The 17,784-nt window shown below is 58.6% G+C and carries 13 protein-coding genes; 3 read left to right on the top strand and 10 right to left on the bottom strand.

The window, feature by feature from the left end; translation table 11 throughout:
* Nucleotides 1-4: 4 nt before the first annotated feature.
* Nucleotides 5-1,828, top strand: coding sequence for a trypsin-like peptidase domain-containing protein (locus tag PG5_RS28375; protein WP_020800526.1), 1,824 nt, complete (start codon nucleotides 5-7; stop codon nucleotides 1,826-1,828).
* On the top strand, nucleotides 1,825-4,905 hold the full coding sequence (locus PG5_RS28370) for an ATP-binding protein (protein WP_020800525.1): 3,081 nt from the start codon (nucleotides 1,825-1,827) through the stop codon (nucleotides 4,903-4,905). Before PG5_RS28375 ends, PG5_RS28370 begins: the two co-directional genes overlap by 4 nt.
* 93 nt (nucleotides 4,906-4,998) lie before the next feature.
* On the opposite strand, the gene PG5_RS28365 is transcribed toward PG5_RS28370, so the two are convergent.
* Nucleotides 4,999-6,378, bottom strand: coding sequence for a UDP-glucose/GDP-mannose dehydrogenase family protein (locus tag PG5_RS28365; RefSeq protein ID WP_020800524.1), 1,380 nt, complete (start codon nucleotides 6,376-6,378; stop codon nucleotides 4,999-5,001).
* A gap of 188 nt (nucleotides 6,379-6,566) precedes the next feature.
* Between PG5_RS28365 and xerC the strand changes: the two genes are divergently transcribed.
* Nucleotides 6,567-7,505 carry a tyrosine recombinase XerC gene (gene xerC, locus PG5_RS28360; RefSeq protein WP_020800523.1) on the top strand — a complete coding sequence of 313 codons (939 nt, stop codon included), beginning with the start codon at nucleotides 6,567-6,569 and terminating at the stop codon, nucleotides 7,503-7,505.
* Nucleotides 7,506-7,515: 10 nt separating this feature from the next.
* On the opposite strand, the gene PG5_RS28355 is transcribed toward xerC, so the two are convergent.
* From PG5_RS28355 to PG5_RS28315, 9 genes are all read right to left on the bottom strand, one after another.
* Nucleotides 7,516-8,586 carry an ABC transporter ATP-binding protein gene (locus PG5_RS28355; protein WP_020800522.1) on the bottom strand — a complete coding sequence of 357 codons (1,071 nt, stop codon included), beginning with the start codon at nucleotides 8,584-8,586 and terminating at the stop codon, nucleotides 7,516-7,518.
* On the bottom strand, nucleotides 8,583-10,181 hold the full coding sequence (locus PG5_RS28350) for an iron ABC transporter permease (protein ID WP_020800521.1): 1,599 nt from the start codon (nucleotides 10,179-10,181) through the stop codon (nucleotides 8,583-8,585). The genes PG5_RS28355 and PG5_RS28350 overlap by 4 nt, the downstream gene beginning before the upstream one ends.
* 3 nt (nucleotides 10,182-10,184) lie before the next feature.
* Entirely contained in the window at nucleotides 10,185-11,198 is a 1,014-nt protein-coding gene (locus tag PG5_RS28345) for an iron ABC transporter substrate-binding protein (protein WP_020800520.1), read from the bottom strand.
* A gap of 318 nt (nucleotides 11,199-11,516) precedes the next feature.
* On the bottom strand, nucleotides 11,517-12,083 hold the full coding sequence (locus PG5_RS28340; protein WP_020800519.1) for a PqiC family protein: 567 nt from the start codon (nucleotides 12,081-12,083) through the stop codon (nucleotides 11,517-11,519).
* A gap of 17 nt (nucleotides 12,084-12,100) precedes the next feature.
* Nucleotides 12,101-13,777: an intermembrane transport protein PqiB gene (locus tag PG5_RS28335; protein ID WP_020800518.1), complete on the bottom strand. Its 1,677-nt coding sequence runs from the start codon at nucleotides 13,775-13,777 to the stop codon at nucleotides 12,101-12,103.
* Nucleotides 13,758-14,414 (bottom strand): paraquat-inducible protein A, encoded by a 657-nt coding sequence (locus PG5_RS28330; protein WP_020800517.1) that lies wholly within the window; start codon nucleotides 14,412-14,414, stop codon nucleotides 13,758-13,760. The genes PG5_RS28335 and PG5_RS28330 overlap by 20 nt, the downstream gene beginning before the upstream one ends.
* Nucleotides 14,411-15,007, bottom strand: coding sequence for a paraquat-inducible protein A (locus PG5_RS28325; protein WP_020800516.1), 597 nt, complete (start codon nucleotides 15,005-15,007; stop codon nucleotides 14,411-14,413). Before PG5_RS28325 ends, PG5_RS28330 begins: the two co-directional genes overlap by 4 nt.
* Nucleotides 15,008-15,276: 269 nt before the next feature.
* The gene (locus tag PG5_RS28320) at nucleotides 15,277-16,578 is read right to left on the bottom strand and encodes an FAD-binding oxidoreductase (protein WP_020800515.1); all 1,302 of its coding nucleotides are present in this window, start codon (nucleotides 16,576-16,578) and stop codon (nucleotides 15,277-15,279) included.
* On the bottom strand, nucleotides 16,575-17,663 hold the full coding sequence (locus PG5_RS28315) for a polyamine ABC transporter substrate-binding protein (RefSeq protein ID WP_020800514.1): 1,089 nt from the start codon (nucleotides 17,661-17,663) through the stop codon (nucleotides 16,575-16,577). The genes PG5_RS28320 and PG5_RS28315 overlap by 4 nt, the downstream gene beginning before the upstream one ends.
* Between the last annotated feature and the right edge of the window lie 121 nt (nucleotides 17,664-17,784).

Here is a 17,784-nt window from a genome sequence, read left to right as displayed (position 1 = left end):
AAAAATGCCCCCGCCAACGGATGAAGTGCTGAGCCGGATTGCCGCCGGGATTGTACTTTCCCGCGACGTGTTCGCGAGCCTGTACGATCCGTTGGCGGTCAGGCACGGAACCGACGAACTTAAAATGGTTCAGCTCAGGGTCCCCATGAGCCAGGTTCCTTTTTTTTCAGCGCTCGCGGCCGCAAGGGAAGGCGGCTGGATTGATGAGCTGTGCTTACAGTTGCTTAGCGCCGGAGCCATTCCTGAAGTCGATAAAAAGACACCTGCGGCGAGCAGCATGCAGATTGATCTTCAGGGCATCGTTCAACCCTTACTCGGCTATCTTCGGCCCGAACTGCTCCAGACGGGGGTGATGACGGCAACCCGGCGCGTTGGTTGCATCATCATCGATCACGGCACAGAGAAAGTGACGGGCACCGGTTTTTTGGTCGGTCCGCAGGCGTTGATGACCGCCTGGCATGTTGTCAGTCTGCTGGTGGATGCAAAGGGTGCTGTGCTTCCAAACAGTCAAAGTGAAATACGCATCGAATTCGACCGATTTGGCGGATCACACGAGACGGTTACAGTTCATGTTGCCGAGCAGTGGCTTATTGAATCCAGCCGGTACCACCCCACGGAAATGCCCTCAGTTACCGTTACTGATTTTAATAACGTTGCCGCGGAGGGTTTCGACGTCTTCCTCGACTACGCAGTCATTCGCCTCCAGACGGCTGTCGGGCGCGAGCGAGGTTTTTATAAACTGGATCCTCAACGCAAGCCGAGGGTTAATGCAGCAGGAGCTCAAGTCACATTGTTTCAACACCCTTCGGGCGTCGGAATGCGTGTGGCTATGGGGGTTGGCGTAGCGCTTTGGCCTCCGGTCCTGGAGTCTCGCTTGCGTCACAATGCCAATGCCCAGCACGGTGCGTCTGGTGGTCTGCTCGTTGATGCAGAGTTTCAACCCATTGCATTGCATCAGTGCGGATTCAGCGATGAGGGTGGGAGTGCCGTGATTAACGGCGCGATCCCTACGGCATGCATCGCGACAAAGGGCGAGAAAGTGGCTGACTATCTCACGGTTATCGGATTTGATCCGATCTGGAAGATCGCGGCAACTGCCGAACCGGTTCTCGGTCGTGAGGATTTTCAGCGTGCCGTGTTGCTCTGCTTGTCAGGAAAAAAACGGATTCTTGCAGTCAGTGGCGATCCCAAGACAGGTAAAAGCTTTAGCATCAAGCTGCTGCGCTCGTTGCTGGGTGATGCCGAGCACTCAGTTATTGAGTTCAGGGCGGCTGAGTTGGAAATTGAGCCGGAGAGGCTTGCTGCGCAAATTCTCAAACGAGTGGCCGCCTCTTCCCTGGCCTCTGCATTGCCATCGGCCAGTAATGCAGATACCGCTATCGAAGCCTGGATCAAAGACACGCTGTTTCCCGAATTCGCCTATCGACTGAAAATAGCTACAGGTCAGAAGATGACATGGCTGGTCATCGATGATCTCGACGTCAATCCCTTGCCGAATGGCGCCATACGGCATTTTCTGGAAAGGCTTTACCAGGAGATCGAATTGATACCACTGCTGCGTATCGTCCTGATTGGATTCTCCGGCGTCGTGCCTGGCGCTTCCGCCCTATTGGTCAGCCGCGATCTTTGCAGGATGGTTACGCACGAGGAAATCTCAACGTACATCGGGCTCTATTCCTCTGCTTTAAACATTACACTTTCGCCTGCAGAGGTCCAGAGGCTTACGGTGACTGTGGAAAAAGGTGCTGCACTGCTTGGCGGCCCACGCTTTTCTGCCTTGGCGACCTATATCCTGGAAGTCTTGCATCCTGCGATGAGTATCTCATGAGTGAATCAGTGCAAGCTGCCGTCGACGGTGTAATTTCTGACCTGGTGTTGAAGGCGCGTGAGACCGCGTCGCTGGTTGGCACTTTCGATCCGCAAAAGCTCGTTGCAATGGAAAGCGACCCTGATACTGCGATGGAAGTGTTAAGGGCATTGGCCAAAGACTGCGACGAAGTGGAGTCGGAACAAGGGTTCCGCTGGCGGCTCAACCCCGATACCCGGCGCTCGACGCTGAGTGCGTTGGGTAGGTCCGGCCGGGTCGCAGAGGTGGCGCGAAAAGCCAGGCCGGAACCCGATGATCTGTTTGGCGAGCATTTGATTGCAACCGTATTAGGCCGCCCGGTCAAGTTGCTCGATCTGCCCACTAAGGCGCTGGCGGAACTGAACACCGCCATACAGTTTGTAGCACCGGTAGCGAATGCCGAGACATCTTCTCAACAGGTGGAAAGGGTACTCGCTCGAAGGGCAGTCGAGTCGACACTAAGGATCGTGTTGCCAACAAAACTTTTGGGAAGGCATACCGAACTCAAGCGTCTCAATGACTACGTGTTTTCTATCCCCGACGAAGTGCTTGCAGGGGTAGCGCCACCCGAGCCGATGCGGGTTACAGGCATCGGCGGTGCAGGAAAGTCTGCGTTGCTTGCCGAGTTTGTCAGAAAATTGATGCGGCCGAATTGGGGAGGCGTTCCGGTGATCTGGCTTGACCTTGACCGTGCTGCGTTTGCAACTGCGGATGTCAACCTGATGCTGTTGGAGTTCAGCAAACAACTCGCACTCTATCGCTCGGACCTCTCCGAGCGCCTTTCGCGCTTTCGCGAACAGGTTAGGGAGGGAGCGGCAAATCTTTCGGAAGATTTTGATTCAGAGGCGTCCTTTACCAGCTCCATCTGGTCGATATGGCAACAACAGCTGGCAGCGGTACTGCCTTTGCGCGAACCGGTTGTCCTGATTATTGATACGTTTGAAGAAGTCATGGTGCGTAGCGAGAGCGAAGCCGTGAAGATCACGCGCTGGCTGGAAGACCTTCATACCGAAGGCAGGATTTACGCTCTGCGACCTGTTCTGAGCGGTCGCATACTTCCTCCTGAATACTCTGTCCCTCTGGACGTAACGCAAAAGAATCAGCTTGTCGTGGGCGATTTGCCTGCTGCCTATGCCGGGCGTTTTCTTCAAACGCTGCTGCGCAACGACGGTATTGAGGTTGAGCGTCCGCTTTGTTTGCGTCTGGTGCGAAAATTGGGTGGTCACCCATTGCTCATTAAAATTCTCGCACGTTATTTATCTGAAGAGGGTGGTGTAGTCGCCGCGCGAGACATTCTCGACAGCGAAAACAGTCAACAGTTGGATGAGCGGTTCGTTAACGGCTTCATCTACACGCGTATATTGAAACGCCTGCGTGCCAAAGATCCGGATGTTGAAAAACTGGCGCACCCAGGATTGGTGTTGCGCCGTGTCACACCGGGTCTTATTGAGCATGTACTTGCTAAACCGTGCCAGTTGCAGAATATGAGCAATGAAAGGGCGACGGCGTTGTTCACACAATTGTCGAGTCAAGTATGGCTCGTAGAGCACACCAGCGAGCCGTTGGTGGTTCTTCATCGACGTGACTTACGGCGTTTGATGTTGCACTTGATGACGCTCGCCGAGCGAGAGGCGTCTGTGGCAATTCATGCAGGCGCAGCTGCGTATTATCAGGCGTATCGCGATCCCTACCTCACTGAAAGAGAGCAAGATATTGAGGCTCAATACCACAGACTATTCATTCCAGGAGTAGATTTGCCCGATCCGGCGCAGCTTCGAACGCTGTTGGCTTCCGTCGGAGAAGATATTGAAGAAATTCCCGTCGAACAACGGGCAAAACTTAAGCTTTTTACCCGGCGGCAATTGACTGAAGTCGAAGTGGCCAGCTTAAGCTCTGTTCATCAAATCAAATATAACAGTCTTCAGGCGAACCGTAAGATGCGGAGTGGTGCAAGTGTTGAGTCACTGAACTATTCCCAATCTGTTGATCTTGACAAGTATCAACAACCCACCAACTCGCCGAACACTACGACCGATCTTTCCAGTTACATCGCAGCCAAATTCGAGCGTGCGGATATCGAATCGCTGGTACGGGCAGCATCGGATGTAGTCGACGAATTTTTTAATCTGCTTGAGTCTGGAGAAGCGTCCAGAGCTTATATACAGGACTTTACTGAGACGCCGGTGTGGCGTGTGGCGCTGGCGTCGCTTGGCGAGGACCGTGGCATCACGTTTGGCAAGCTTGTACAGTCGCGCTTGGAGAAAGCTCGATATATCGAATGGGCGCGACCGATTAACCGCACTGCCAAACTCGGCCTCAGTGCCGGGGAAGGGATCTCGATGCTGATGTCGCTTTGCGGCATCGAGCCATTGGACACTCTGCGGTGGCCAATAAAGCCTTTCTCACAAATTAGAACTGAATCCATCGAAGCGCTGCGTGCGAGCGTTATTCTGGGCGTGGATAACGACCCGCAATCGAGCAGGCTTGCGATCGTCATCGCAACCAGGTTGTTATGCGATCTGAGTTCCACTGTTCTTAACGCCGTTGATCACCCACACAAATCGTTTAGGGTTATTGACAAGGGCATCGAAGAGTTTGTTGAGTCTCACAATGTCGGGTCGAGCCTTTCACTGGCTCAATTGCAGCGAAAAACCTCTGTCGGCGGTTACGTCGAATTTGAGCGCAAGTTGTGCAACTCGCAAACTGCTCAAGAGGTCATGCGAGGCCTCAGCCCGGAACTGTACCCACTGATTCGCAACGCGTTGAGTGAACACAGCCAGGCACTGATTGAATTTTCTGCAGACATTGAATCTCAGGTTTGGCTATGGCCAGAGGAGCTTAAACGTCAAAACCTGGAGGCTTCGATTTTCCGGGATTCGCAACGCTGGACCTCAACATTGATTCATTTTGCAGATCGATGCGGACTGTTGATGGCGCTTGTTCGTTTTTTCAGCAAGCGCTATCCGACCGATCGCGCTATTTCACAGATGGCTGCAATTTGTATCGCTTATGACAACCAACTGCACCAGATCGGCAATAAAGTGCGCGGACGTCCCTGACCATCTTGCTCACCGCCGGTGTCTACGGCACTCAATCGTAGCGCCAATAGCCCGAGCCCCAAAGGCTGCCTTCGGATGCCTGTGCCAGGGCGATCAAGCAACCACTGAAGCAGCAGGCCATTGCTGATAAGGAATCGGCAACTTGCGTGACTCGCCGCGGCCCATCGGGAAGTACAGGAAACCATTGCGCGCCAGGCGCTCGGCGTCGTATAGATTGCGGCCGTCGAAAATCACCGGGGCACTGAGCCGCTGGCGGATCAGGTCGAAATCGGGGGCTTTGAATTGCTGCCATTCGGTGCAGATGATCAGCGCTTCGGCACCATTCAATACCGACTCTGGCGTACCCATGAGCATCAGCCGGGTTTCATCGGGGTACAGTTTCTGGGTTTCCTGCATGGCTTCCGGGTCGAACGCACGCACGTTGGCGCCCGCGGCCCATAGCGCTTCGAGCAGCACCCGGCTTGGCGCATCGCGCATGTCGTCGGTGTTGGGTTTGAACGCCAGCCCCCACAGGGCAAAGGTCTTGCCGCGCAAATCGCCCTGGTAGAAGGCCTTGATGCGTTCGAACAATTTGTGTTTCTGCCGCTGGTTGATGGCTTCCACCGCTTGCAGCAGGTCGCTGGTGCAATTGGCCTCTGCGGCGCTGTGGATCAGGGCGCGCATGTCCTTGGGGAAGCAGGAGCCGCCATAACCACAGCCGGGGTAGATGAAGTGGTAGCCGATGCGCGAATCGGCGCCGATGCCCAGGCGCACCGATTCGATATCGGCACCCAGGTGTTCGGCCAGTTCGGCGATCTGGTTGATGAAGCTGATCTTGGTCGCCAGCATGCAGTTGGCGGCGTATTTGGTCAGTTCGGCACTGCGCAGGTCCATGAACATGACGCGTTCATGGTTGCGGTTGAAGGGGGCGTACAGGTCACGCATTACCTCGCGCACGTCTTCGCGTTCGCAGCCAATGACGATACGGTCCGGACGCCGGCAGTCGGACACGGCCGAGCCTTCCTTGAGAAATTCGGGATTGGACACGATATCGAACTGCAACAGGCGCCCGACCTTGATCAGGCACTTGTCGATATGCGTCCGCAACGCATCGCCAGTTCCCACCGGCACCGTGGACTTTTCCACCAGGATCAGCGGTTGCTCACGGTGCCGCGCCACCGCCTCGCCGACCGCCATCACCTGACTCAGGTCTGCCGAACCATCGTCACGCGACGGCGTACCGACAGCAATAAACAGCACCTGGCCATGTTGCACCGCGAGTTTTTCATCGCTGGTGAACTGCAAACGACGGGCGTCCAGGCCTTCGCGCACCAGGCTGGCCAGCCCCGGTTCGAAAATGCTCACGTGGCCCTGTTGCAACAACTCGACTTTTTTCTCGTCGACGTCCATGCAGACCACGTCGTGGCCGACTTCAGCCAGGACGGCCGCTTGCACCAGGCCGACGTAGCCGCTACCCAAAACACTGATTCTCATGGCTTGCTCCTGCCCCGATCGAGTCCGATCAAGGTTTAGCATTGCCATGTTTCAGTTCGTCTATCGGTTCGTCGGCCAATACGGTGTTTGCCGGCAGAGTATTTGACTTTCCAGGCCACGACCGGCAGCGTAGCGGCATCCCTGTCTTACAGCGTTTTCTGCTTCCTCTTTATTCAAGGCCGTTTCGTTTGACTGACTTACCTGCTGCTGATCCAAAAGCCGCCAAACCCAATCCCCTGACCCTGTATCTGGCCCGACTGGCCCCCTCCAGCCAATTGACCATGCGTTACGTCTTGCAGGACGCCGCCGACCGCCTGGGCTTCGAAGACATGAATGTCGAGGAGATTGCCTGGCACGACCTGCAACCTGAAGACGTCATCGCCCTGGTTGCGACATTGCGCACCGACGGTTACGCGCCCAACACGTCGTCGCTGTACGTCAATGCGGTGCGCGGAGTGATGAACGAAGCGTGGCGCATGAGCCTGATCAGCCAGGAACACTTGTTGAAAATGCGCTCGGTCAAGGGTATCGCCGGCACGCGTCTGTCCCAGGGGCGCAACCTGCGGCGCTCATTGATCCAGGAATTGATGGAGGTCTGCGCCGCCGATCCTCGGCCACAAGGCCTGCGCGACGCCGCCATCATTGCGATCCTGTACGGTTCTGGCATGCGCAAATCGGAGTCGGTGAACCTCGACCTCAATCAGGTCGACTTCAATGAGCGCAGCCTGCGCGTCACGGCCAAGGGCAACAAACAGTTGATCAAGTACGCCCCGGCCTGGGCTTTCGCCAAGCTCGATGCCTGGCTGGAACTGCGCCGCTCGATGCTCAAGGAAGGCGAAGAGGACGATCCGTTCCTGTTCAACCGAATCCGGCGCGGCAGTCACATCACCCGTGAGCGCATTACCAAGCACGCGATCTATTACATCGCCCGGCAGCGGGGCACACAGGTGGGGGTGAAAATCATGCCGCATGATTTTCGCCGTTCGTTCATCACCCGGGTGATTGAAGAACACGATCTGTCCATCGCGCAAAAACTGGCGCATCACAGCAATATCCAGACCACGGCCAACTACGATGTGCGCGATGACAACGAGCGGCGTCGGGCGGTAGATCGCTTCGACCTTTGAGGGCCTTGGCTCAAGGTTCGCTCAGCACGTGCGCGTGGCCAATCGTCGAGACCTGCACGGCGCTGCCCGCCGGCGGCGCATACATGCCGGAGCTGCGCACCAGCAAGGATCGGCCAATCGGCTGGTCGGGGGCGCGAGGCTGTAACTCCACGGTCAAGGTGCAGGTGTTTCCGCTGAAGTCGCGGTCGATGACCTTTGCCCGGCAGCCAGCGACACCGGTGTCGTCTGGCAAGACGCTGGCCAGTTGCAACTGTTCGGGCCGGAGCATGATCTGCGCCGAGTGGTTGTTGCGATGATTGTTGACCGGTATCCGGCCCAGGTCGCAATGCGCCCAGCCCGCCTCGATCCGGGCCGGCATGACCACGGCGTCGCCAAGGAACAGCGCGGTCTGTTCGTCTTCGGGGTAGCGGTAGAGGTCCAGCGGATGGCCTGACTGCACCAGCCGGCCATGGCGCATCACGGCCAGTTGATCGGCGAAGGACAAGGCTTCGCTCTGGTCGTGGGTGACCAGGATGGTGGTGACCCCTGCGTCTTCCAGCAGGCGGGCGACCATCTTGCGCATGACCGCGCGCAAACCGGTATCGAGTGCCGAAAACGGCTCGTCCAGCAACATCAGGCGCGGCCGCTGCGCCAGTGCCCGTGCCAGCGCTACACGCTGCTGCTGTCCGCCGGACAACTCGTGGGGCCAGCGCGCGGCCATGGTCGAGTCGAGGGCTACGCTGTCCATCAACTGGGCGACACGCTCGTGCTTTTCTTGGCCTTTGATCGACAAGCCGAAGCCGATGTTGGCGGCCACGGTCATGTGCGGAAACAAAGCGCCGTCCTGCGGGACATAGCCAATCAGGCGTTGGTGTGCCGGTACTTCATGGGTGCTGTCGACCAGGGTTTGACCATTGAGCGACAAGCGGCCGGAGTCAGGGAACTCGAAGCCGGCAATCATGCGCAGCAAGGTGGTCTTGCCCGAGCCCGAGGGGCCGACGATGACCGTACGGCTGCCGCTGGGTACCGACAGGCTGACGTTATCCAGGGCTTTGTGGGCGCCGTAGGACTTGTTCAGTGAATGCAGTTCAAGAGTGTTCATCGGCCAGCCGTTTTTTTCGATTGGTGATAAAGGAGCCCGGTCAGCGGCAGCGACAACAGGATCATCAGCAGGGCATAGGGCGCTGCCGCGACATAGTCAATTTCGCTGGTCATGGCCCAGAACCCGGTAGCGAGGGTCCGCGTGCCGTTCGGCGCGAGCAACAGGGTGGCGGTCAGTTCATTGGTGATCGCCAGGAACACCAGGGCCGCGCCGGCAGCCGCCCCCGGAGCGGCCAGGCGCAGGGTGATCAGCCACAATGCGCGGGCAGGGGAGCGGCCCAGGCTGCGGGCGATGTTTTCCAGTTCCACGGGTGCCTGGGCGATGCCGGCGCGCAAGCTCACCAGGGCCCGGGGCAAGAACATCAGCAGATAAGCCAAGAGCACGGTGATGGTGGTCTGGTAGATCGGCCGGGCAAAGTGAATGGTCACGGTCACCAGGGCCAACGCCACGACGATGCCCGGCAATGAGCTGGTGATGTAGTTGCAGCTTTCCAGTATCCGTTGCATCCGTCCTGGATAGCGGATTGACAACCAGGCGATGGGAATGGCCGCGCAGGTGGTCAGGGCCGCGCCCGCGACACCCAGCAGCAGGGTCTGTTGCAGGGCCGGCAGGAGCTCATCCAGGTCCCAGGCTTGCACGCCGCCGGCGATCAACCATCCGCCAAGGGTGATCAGGGGCACACCCAGCGCCAGGGCACATGTGACGCCCTGCAAGGTCAATGCGAGCACCCTGGCCGGGGTTTTCAGGCGCACCACCCGTTGCTCACGGGCACTACCGGTGCCCACGCGGGCGTAGCGCGCATGGCCCCGAGCGGCGGATTCCACGGTCAGCATCACCAGGCAACACAAGGCAAGCACGCTGGCCAGCATGTGGGCGGCAGGCCCGTTGAAGGTGGACTTGAACTGATCGAAGATCGCGGTGGTGAAGGTGTCGAAGCGGATCATCGCGTACAGACCGTACTCGGCCAGCAGATGCAGGCCGACCAGCAACGCGCCACCGCAAATGGCCAGGCGCAACTGCGGGAGCACGACGCGAAAAAATACCGCCCACGGCTTGAGCCCAAGGGATTCGCCGACATCTTCAATGGCCGGGTCGAGGCGCCGCAGCGTTGCGGCAATCGGCAGGTAGAGAAACGGGAAGTAGGCAATGACCGACACCAGCACCCCGGCAAACAAGCCGTGGATCGGCGGCACCAGGCTGACCCAGGCATAGCTGTGGACAAAGGCTGGCACCGCCAGGGGGGCCGTGGCCAGTAACGACCACCAGCGCCGCCCCGGCAGATCCGTGCGTTCGGTCAGCCAGGCCAGTGCCACACCCAGCGCCACGCAAAGGGGAATGGTCAGTACCACCAGCAACACGGTGTTGGTCAGCAACTCGCCCACCCGTGGGCGGAACACCAAGGTCACCACCGTGGACCAGCCGGTTTGCAAGGACACGCCGATGACGTAGGCAATCGGCAGCAGTGCCAGCAACGACACCAGCACCGACAACCCGACCACCCACGCGCCACCGCGGCTCGCGAACATGCCGCGTGACCGTCTACGTAAATTGGCGGGTAGCGCTTGGGCGGTATCCACCGGCAGGATTTCAGGCATCAATTAGAGCAGTCCCGCCTGAGTCATCAGCTCCACGGCTTTTCTACTGTCGAGTTTCGAGGCGTCCACGGACGGCGCGTCGAGCTGCTGCAAAGGCACCAGTTTAGGGTTGGATTCGGCGTTCTTGCCCACGGCGTATTCAAACGACTTGCCGTCCTTGAGGATGGCCTGGCCGTCCTTGCCAGTGATCCACTTGAGGAACGCCTGGGCTTGTTCCTTGTGTTTGCTGGAGGCCAGGACGCCACCTCCGGAAATGCTGACAAACGCTCCCGGGTCCTTGTGTTTGAAGTAGTGCAAGGCAGTGTTCTTGCTGTTCTCGCCGGTCTTTGCCTGATCGACGAAGCTGTAATAGTGGTATATCACGCCGCTGTCGATCTGCCCGGCATTCACCGCCTTGAGCACCGAACTGTTGCCCCGGTACGCGCTGAAGTTGGTTTTCATCGCCTTGAGCCACTCCAGGGTGGCGGCTTCGCCTTTTTGTTCGATCATGGCGGCAACGATCGCCTGGAAGTCGGCGCCGCCCGGGGATGCGCCCCAGCGGCCTTTCCAGTTCGGCGCGGCAAGGTCCATGATCGACTTGGGCAACTGGGCTTCGGACAATTTGCTCGGGTTGTAGACGAACACCGTGGAGCGTGCAGCGATGCCCAGCCATTTGCCGTGGGCCGGGCGGTAGGCTGAATCGACCTGTTCCAGGGTGGTTTTGTCCACGGGCGCGAACAAACCGGCGTTGTCGACCAGCACCATCGCCGGGGAGTTCTCGGTGAGGAATACATCGGCCGGCGAGTCGGCGCCTTCCTGCACGATCTGGTTGCCCATTTCGGTATCGTCGCCGTTGCGCAATGTCACCGGAATACCGGTTTCCTGCGTAAAACCTTCGACCCAGGATTTGGTCAGGCTTTCATGCTGTGCGTTGTAGACCACGATACCAACGGTATCGGCGGCGTACGCGTGACCAGCGCTCAGCAAAGCGGTGGCCAGCAGGGCCTTTTTGAGGAACGAAGGGATTGGGGACTTCATGCGGCGCCGGCTCCTGTTATTTTGGGTCATGCAAGCTGATTCAATCGAGAAATAGAACGACGTCAATTATTCTAGATCAATACGAATCATTTGCAGATTCAACGCCGGCTAATGTAGAGCCTCGAATGAGAAAAAATCGTCAAATCCTGTGGGCGAACCTTTGTAGCGAGGGGATTTATCCCCGTTCGGCTGCGAAGCAGTCGCAACGCTAATGCACACGGAATCAGATACACCGATTTGCAGGTTTTGGGGCCGCTGCGCGACCCAGCGGGGATAAATCCCCTCGCCACAAAGCCTCGCTTGGACAGGGGGATTGCATCATTGGTTGGCATTGGCGGATGGACAACCTTTTTGCGTGCCAGCCGCTGCCTGGCTGATCAGCGCGGCCAGGCGCCTGACGTTGTTCTGCTGCGCAGCTACCAGCTCCTCGATCGAGGGTCCTGATGGGGTCTGCAGGGTGCTGCGGCAATTTCCGATGACGTCTTCATGGCCATTGCTGCTGCGCAGGCGCCATCTTACGTCGAGCAATCCATACTGGCCGGGAATCGAATCGAAGCGCTGTACCTCCAGGCGCACCAACAGCCTGCGTTGCGGATTATTGTTGATCATCTGGTCGAGCAAGGCGCTGCGCAACTCATCCACCAGGCTGGCACCCCACCAGTCGGTTTCCAGGATCGCCATGCCGGTATTGCCCTGGCGTACGACGATCTGCGGGCGATCGACCTGCGGCGGGACGCTGAGCAATTCAATCTCGATTTGCGCGCCATTGCGTGAAGTGCCCGTCAGTTGGGCTGGGGTCAGGGTGTGAAACTGAATCGGATCGCTGCGGCAGGCGGCGAGCAACGACAACGCGGCGAACAAGGTGATTTTCAGTGAAAAAGCCATGAATGTTGCTCCTGTGGTCATTTGCTCGGCGGCCCTTGCATATCGATCGGCGCGGCATTGTTTGGACGGCCGCGAATCAAGGATTCCGGATGCCGGCCCAGATAATCGGCCAGATCACGCAAGGCGCGCGAGGTGCGTCCGAGCTCATCCATCGTCTGGCTGAGTTTTTCCCGTTGCGGCGAGTCATCGGCAAGCGTCGAATTGGCCGATTGCAAGGTGGTGCTGGCCGATTGCAGGGTTTTGCTCACGTCCCCCAGGGTGCTTTGTACGCTAGGCAAGGTCTTGGCATTGAATTGCGACAAACCCTTGCGCAATTCGACGAGGTTGCTGTCCAGATTGCCGGCGATCCGTTCGATGGGCAGTTGATTGATCTTGGTGACCATGGCCTCGAGCTTTTCCTGCAATTGTTCGAGGCTGCCCGGAATCGTTGGAATGGAAACGGGGCGGGCGGTGGGATCGAAAACGACTTTCTCGGCCTTGGGGTAAAAATCGAGTGCAATGTATAGCTGACCGGTCAACAGATTGCCGCTACGGGCCTGCGCACGCAGGCCGTTTTCGACGAAAGAGCCCATCAGGCGGACGCCCGCGGCTTCGTCATTGGGGTCATGATTCAAGGCCTTGAGCATTTTTGCGTGGGCCTGGCCGAGTCGTTGCGGATAAATCACGATGCCGACATTGACCGGGAACGTGCGTTTCTTCGCGTCGAAATCCAGATTGATCGAGACAACTCGCCCGAATTCCACACCCAGGAATTCCACCGGTGCATCGACCTTGAGCCCGCGCAGCGCCTGATCGAAACGTAAACTCAGGTATTGCGCCTTGCCGTAGGGCGGGGCGAGGGCGGTTTGCTGGTCCTCGAACAGTTCGTAGGCATATTCTTCCGGGGCCGGTTTGTCGTCGGGGCTGTATTCCGGCGCACGGAACGCAATCCCACCCACCAGCAAGGAAGACAGGGACTCGGTCTTGACCGCAAAACCGTTGGCACCGACGCTCACGTCCACACCGCTGGCGTTCCAGAATCGGGTGTTCTCAGTGACGTACTGATCATTGGGGGCGTGGATGAACAGTTCGATGTTCACCCCTTTGCCATCGGGGTCCAGGGCGTAGGCCACGACCTGGCCGACCGGAATCTTGCGGTAGTAGACCGGCGAGCCAATATCCAGTGACCCCAGGTCCTGGGTGTGCAGGGTGAAACGCTTGCCCGGCTCGCCATAGGTGATGGCTGGCGGGTTTTCCAGGCCTTTGAAGGTCTTCGCCCGTGCATTGTCCTGGCCGATATCGGCGCCGATGTAATCCCCGGACAACAGCGTATCGATACCCGACACCCCGCCAGCGCCGATCCGCGGCCTAACCACCCAAAACTGCGAGTCTTTGCGGGTGAAGCTTTCGGCCTGTTTGGCCAGTTTGATGGTGGCGTTCACGCTCTTCTGGTCGTTGGCCAGTTCTACGTCCGAGACATGACCGATTACCACGTTGCGGTATTTGACTTCGGTCTTGTTGGCGGTCAGGCCGTCACCAGTCTTGAAGGTGACGGTGATGGTGGGACCTTCCTGCAAGATGCTGTGGACCACCAGCGATATCCCCACCAGCACCGCAACGATCGGTACGATCCACACGAGCGAAAAGCTGAAGCGGCGGGTCTTGATCGGAGCTTGGCCCGGGACCAACGGCCCGTCAGTGGCTTGTGACTTCATCCGTGACCTCCTCATTTAATGGTTTTTGCCGCTCTTTATCCCAGATCAGTCGCGGATCGAAACTCATCGCGGAGAGCATGGTGAACACCACCACCAGGCCAAAGAACAAAATGCCCGGGCGCGGTTCGATATCGGCCAGGGCCTGGAACTTGACCAGGGAGGCCACCAGGGCCACTACGATGACGTCAAGCATCGACCAATAACCGATGAGCTCGACAAAACGGTACATTTGCGAACGCTCGCGCAGTGCCCACTGGCTATCGCGCTGAACGGTCACCAGCAGCAGCGTCAGTGCGACGAACTTGACGCCAGGCACCGCGATGCTGGCGATGAAGATGATCAGGGCTATATCCCAGGCTCCGTGCTGCCAGAACTCAATCACGCCGCTCATGATCGTGCTGTCGGCGCCATTGCCGACCATCTTGGTGTTCATCACAGGCAGCAAATTGGCCGGGATGTAAAACACCAGTGCGGTGAACATATACGCCCAGGTCCGGGTCAACGAGTTGGGTTTACGTCGATGCAGGGGAGCGCCACAGCGCTCGCATTCATGGGGTTCGAAGGTCATGTCACAGGCCAGGCCGCAGCTGTGGCACAGGCACAGGTTGAGATCACTGGCGACAGGAGGTGTTGTCATACGATGTCCCATAGTTCACGGATATCGCGGCCGGCAATGCGGATCATCATCAGGCTGAGGATGGCCAAGGCGAACAGACCGATGCCGGGCAGCACATCCAGTAACCCGGCGAGCTTGATCACGGCGACCATTGCTCCCAGCAGGCAGACTTCCAGCATGCTCCACGGCCTGAGGGTTTCCAGCCAGCGCATGCAGAATCTGAAACCAGGTGAACGCCTGTGGGTGAGGGCGAAACCCAGGACCCAGATCAAGAGCACCAACTGGAAAATCGGCGCGATGATCATGGCGATCGCCGCCACCATGGCGATGAAGGTGATGGGGCCCAGGCTCAACGCCAGCACCGAATCCCAAAGTGTTGCGCTATTTTTCAGGCCTTTGAGGCTGATGCTCATGACCGGATAGAAGTTGGCGAAAATCCACAGCATCAATGCGGTGAAGGTCAACGCCAGGCGTTGCTCCACCGTCAGGCCGTTATAGCGCTGAAGCACGCCGCCGCAGCGTGTACACAGGGTTTTCTGATGTTTGGCGAGTGTGACTTTTTGATACACGCAGTCGCAGTGCTCGCAGATGATCAGTTGATCAGTAGTTGCCATGGGCCAGGCTCAACAAGAGGCACGAAGTTCAGAGCACCCCCTCAATATAGAAGTGACTCGCGATTGAGCAAATCGAAATAAAGGTTATGGGGTTGGCGCATGGGCCTGGCAGTCGACCAGATGCACCCGATTTACTGTAGGAGCGAGCATGCTCGCGATGGTCGTTAACGATAACGAGGGGAGCCTGGCACCCCGCGGTGCTCTCAGGTTTTTCGCGAGCATGCTCGCTCCTACAGAGACCGCCGCGTGCCGCAAGAGGGGCACGGGGGTTAACCGAGCACTTCGCGCATCCGGTACCACAGCATGCCGAGCGCCAGCAGCGGCGAGCGCAGGGCGCGGCCGCCCGGGAAGGTCATGTGCGGAACGGCGCTGAACACATCGAAGCCTTTGCTATGTCCGGCCTGGATCGCTTCGCCCAGCAGTTTTGCGCACCAGTGGGTCACGTTGAGGCCATGGCCTGAGTAACCCTGGGCGTAGAACACATTCGGGTGTTGGCGCAGGCGCCCGACCTGTGGGAATCGATTGGCTGTGATGCCGATCTTGCCGCCCCATTGATAGTCGATGCGCACATTCGCCAGCTGCGGAAAGACCTTGAGCATCTGCGGGCGCATGTAGGCCGTGATGTCCCGTGGATCGCGCCCGGAATAATGGCAGGCACCGCCGAACAACAGGCGCCGGTCTGCCGAGAGCCGGTAGTAGTCCAGGCCGACTTTCTGGTCGCACAGCGCCAGGTTATGCGGGATCAGCTGCGCGGCAACGTCTGCCGACAAGGGTTCGGTGGCAATGATGTAGCTGCCGGCCGGGAGCACCTTGCCGCTGAGTTTCGGTTCGAGTTCTTCCAGGTGGGCGTTACAGGCAAGCACCAGGCTACCCGCGCGAACCGTGCCGCCAGCACAACGAACCTGCACGGTGTCACCATGGATCAACTCCAGCACCGGACTCTGCTCGAAGATCTGCACGCCAAGGGACGACGCAAGCCGCGCTTCGCCCAGGACCAGGTTCAAGGGGTGCAGGTGACCGGACCCCATGTCGACCAGACCGCCGGCATATACGCCTGAATTGACCACGTGCGTGCGAATCTGTCCGGGCTCGACCAGGCGGGTTTCGTGGGCGTACCCCGATTCCTTGAGCGCTGCGTATTCAGACGCAAGTCCCGCAAACTGCGCCGGGGTGTTAGCCAATTCGCAAAAACCCCAGCGCAGGTCACAATCGATGCCGTGTTCGCGGATTCGCCGGCCCACCAGCTCGACCGATTCGATACCGGCGCGCTCCAGATAGCGCACACCTTCGGCACCGATATGTTTGGCGAAACCACTGACGTCATGACCAATGCCGCGTATCAGTTGTCCGCCGTTGCGCCCGCTGGCACCCCAGCCGATCCGCCGGCCTTCCAGCAGGATCACCGAGAGCCCGCACTGGGCCAGTTCGATGGCGGTGTTGATGCCGGTGAAACCACCGCCAATCACGCAGACATCGGCCTCAAGGTCCGCTGTCAGCCCTGGAAATTGCGCCATGCCATGGGCCGACGCGGCGTAATACGAGCGAGCATGTTCCTGTGTGTACTGGTTCATTGGTTGGACTTCACTTTGCTCCACGAGCGGGTCATCAGGCGCATGATCGACTGCGGCGGGGTGGTGGAGATATAGAGCTTGTCGAGCACTTCCTGCGGCGGGTAAACCTCGGGGTTGTTCACCAATCCAGGGTCCATGTACTGCTTTGCCGCCGGATTGGGGTTGGCATAGCCGACCGAGGCGCTGACCTTGGCGATCACTTGCGGGTCGAGGAGGTAATTGATGAACGCGTGTGCCTCTTTCGGGTTGCTGGCGTCGGCGGGAATGGCCAGCAGGTCGAACCACAGGTTGCTGCCTTCCTTGGGAATGGCGTAGGCGATGTTCACGCCGTTATTGGCTTCCTTGGCCCGGTTGGCGGCCTGGAACACATCGCCGGAGTAACCGAATGCCACGCAGATGTCGCCATTGGCCAGGTCCGAGACGTACTTGGACGAATGGAAATAGGTGATGTACGGACGGATGCCCAGCAGCTTGGCTTCGGCTTTCTTGAAGTCTTCGGGGTTCTCGCTGCGCGGGTCCATGCCCATGTAGTTGAGGACTGCGGGAAACACTTCATCGGCCGAGTCCATCATCGATACGCCGCACTGGCTGAGTTTCTTGATGTTTTCCGGCTCGAACAGTACGGCCCAGGAATCGATGCGGTCGATGCCCAGCACCTGCTTGACCTTGTCGACGTTGTAGCCGATGCCGTTGGTGCCCCACAGGTACGGCACCGAGTGCGCATTGCCCGGATCGTTTTTCTCCAGCAAGGCCAGCAGCTTCGGGTCCAGGTTCTTGAAGTTCGGCAGTTGCTCGCGGTCCAGCTTGAGGAACGCGCCGGCCTTCACCTGGCGGGCGAGGAAGTGGTTGGAGGGCACGACCACGTCGTACCCGGTACGCCCGGCGAGCAACTTGCCTTCCAGGGTTTCATTGGAGTCGAAAACGTCGTAGATCACTTTGATCGAGGTTTTTGCCTGGAAGTCGGCGAGGGTGGTCTCGCCGATGTAGTCGGTCCAGTTGTAGACACTGACCTGAGGCTGAGCCTGGGCGACGGCGCTGAACATTGCAGTCAGCGCGAGCGGAACCATGGATTTCAATAGACGCATATCGACACCTCTTGGAATTATTGGTTTTTTCAGGTGATTTTTGGTGTTCTGGCGGCCGCTTTCGCGAGCAGGCTCGCTCCCACAGGGGAATGCATTTCAAATGTGGGAGCGAGCCTGCTCG

It is taken from the genome of Pseudomonas sp. G5(2012), assembly GCF_000408945.1.
GTDB classification, from domain to species: domain Bacteria; phylum Pseudomonadota; class Gammaproteobacteria; order Pseudomonadales; family Pseudomonadaceae; genus Aquipseudomonas; species Aquipseudomonas umsongensis.
This window is presented reverse-complemented; position numbering and strand designations above follow the sequence as displayed.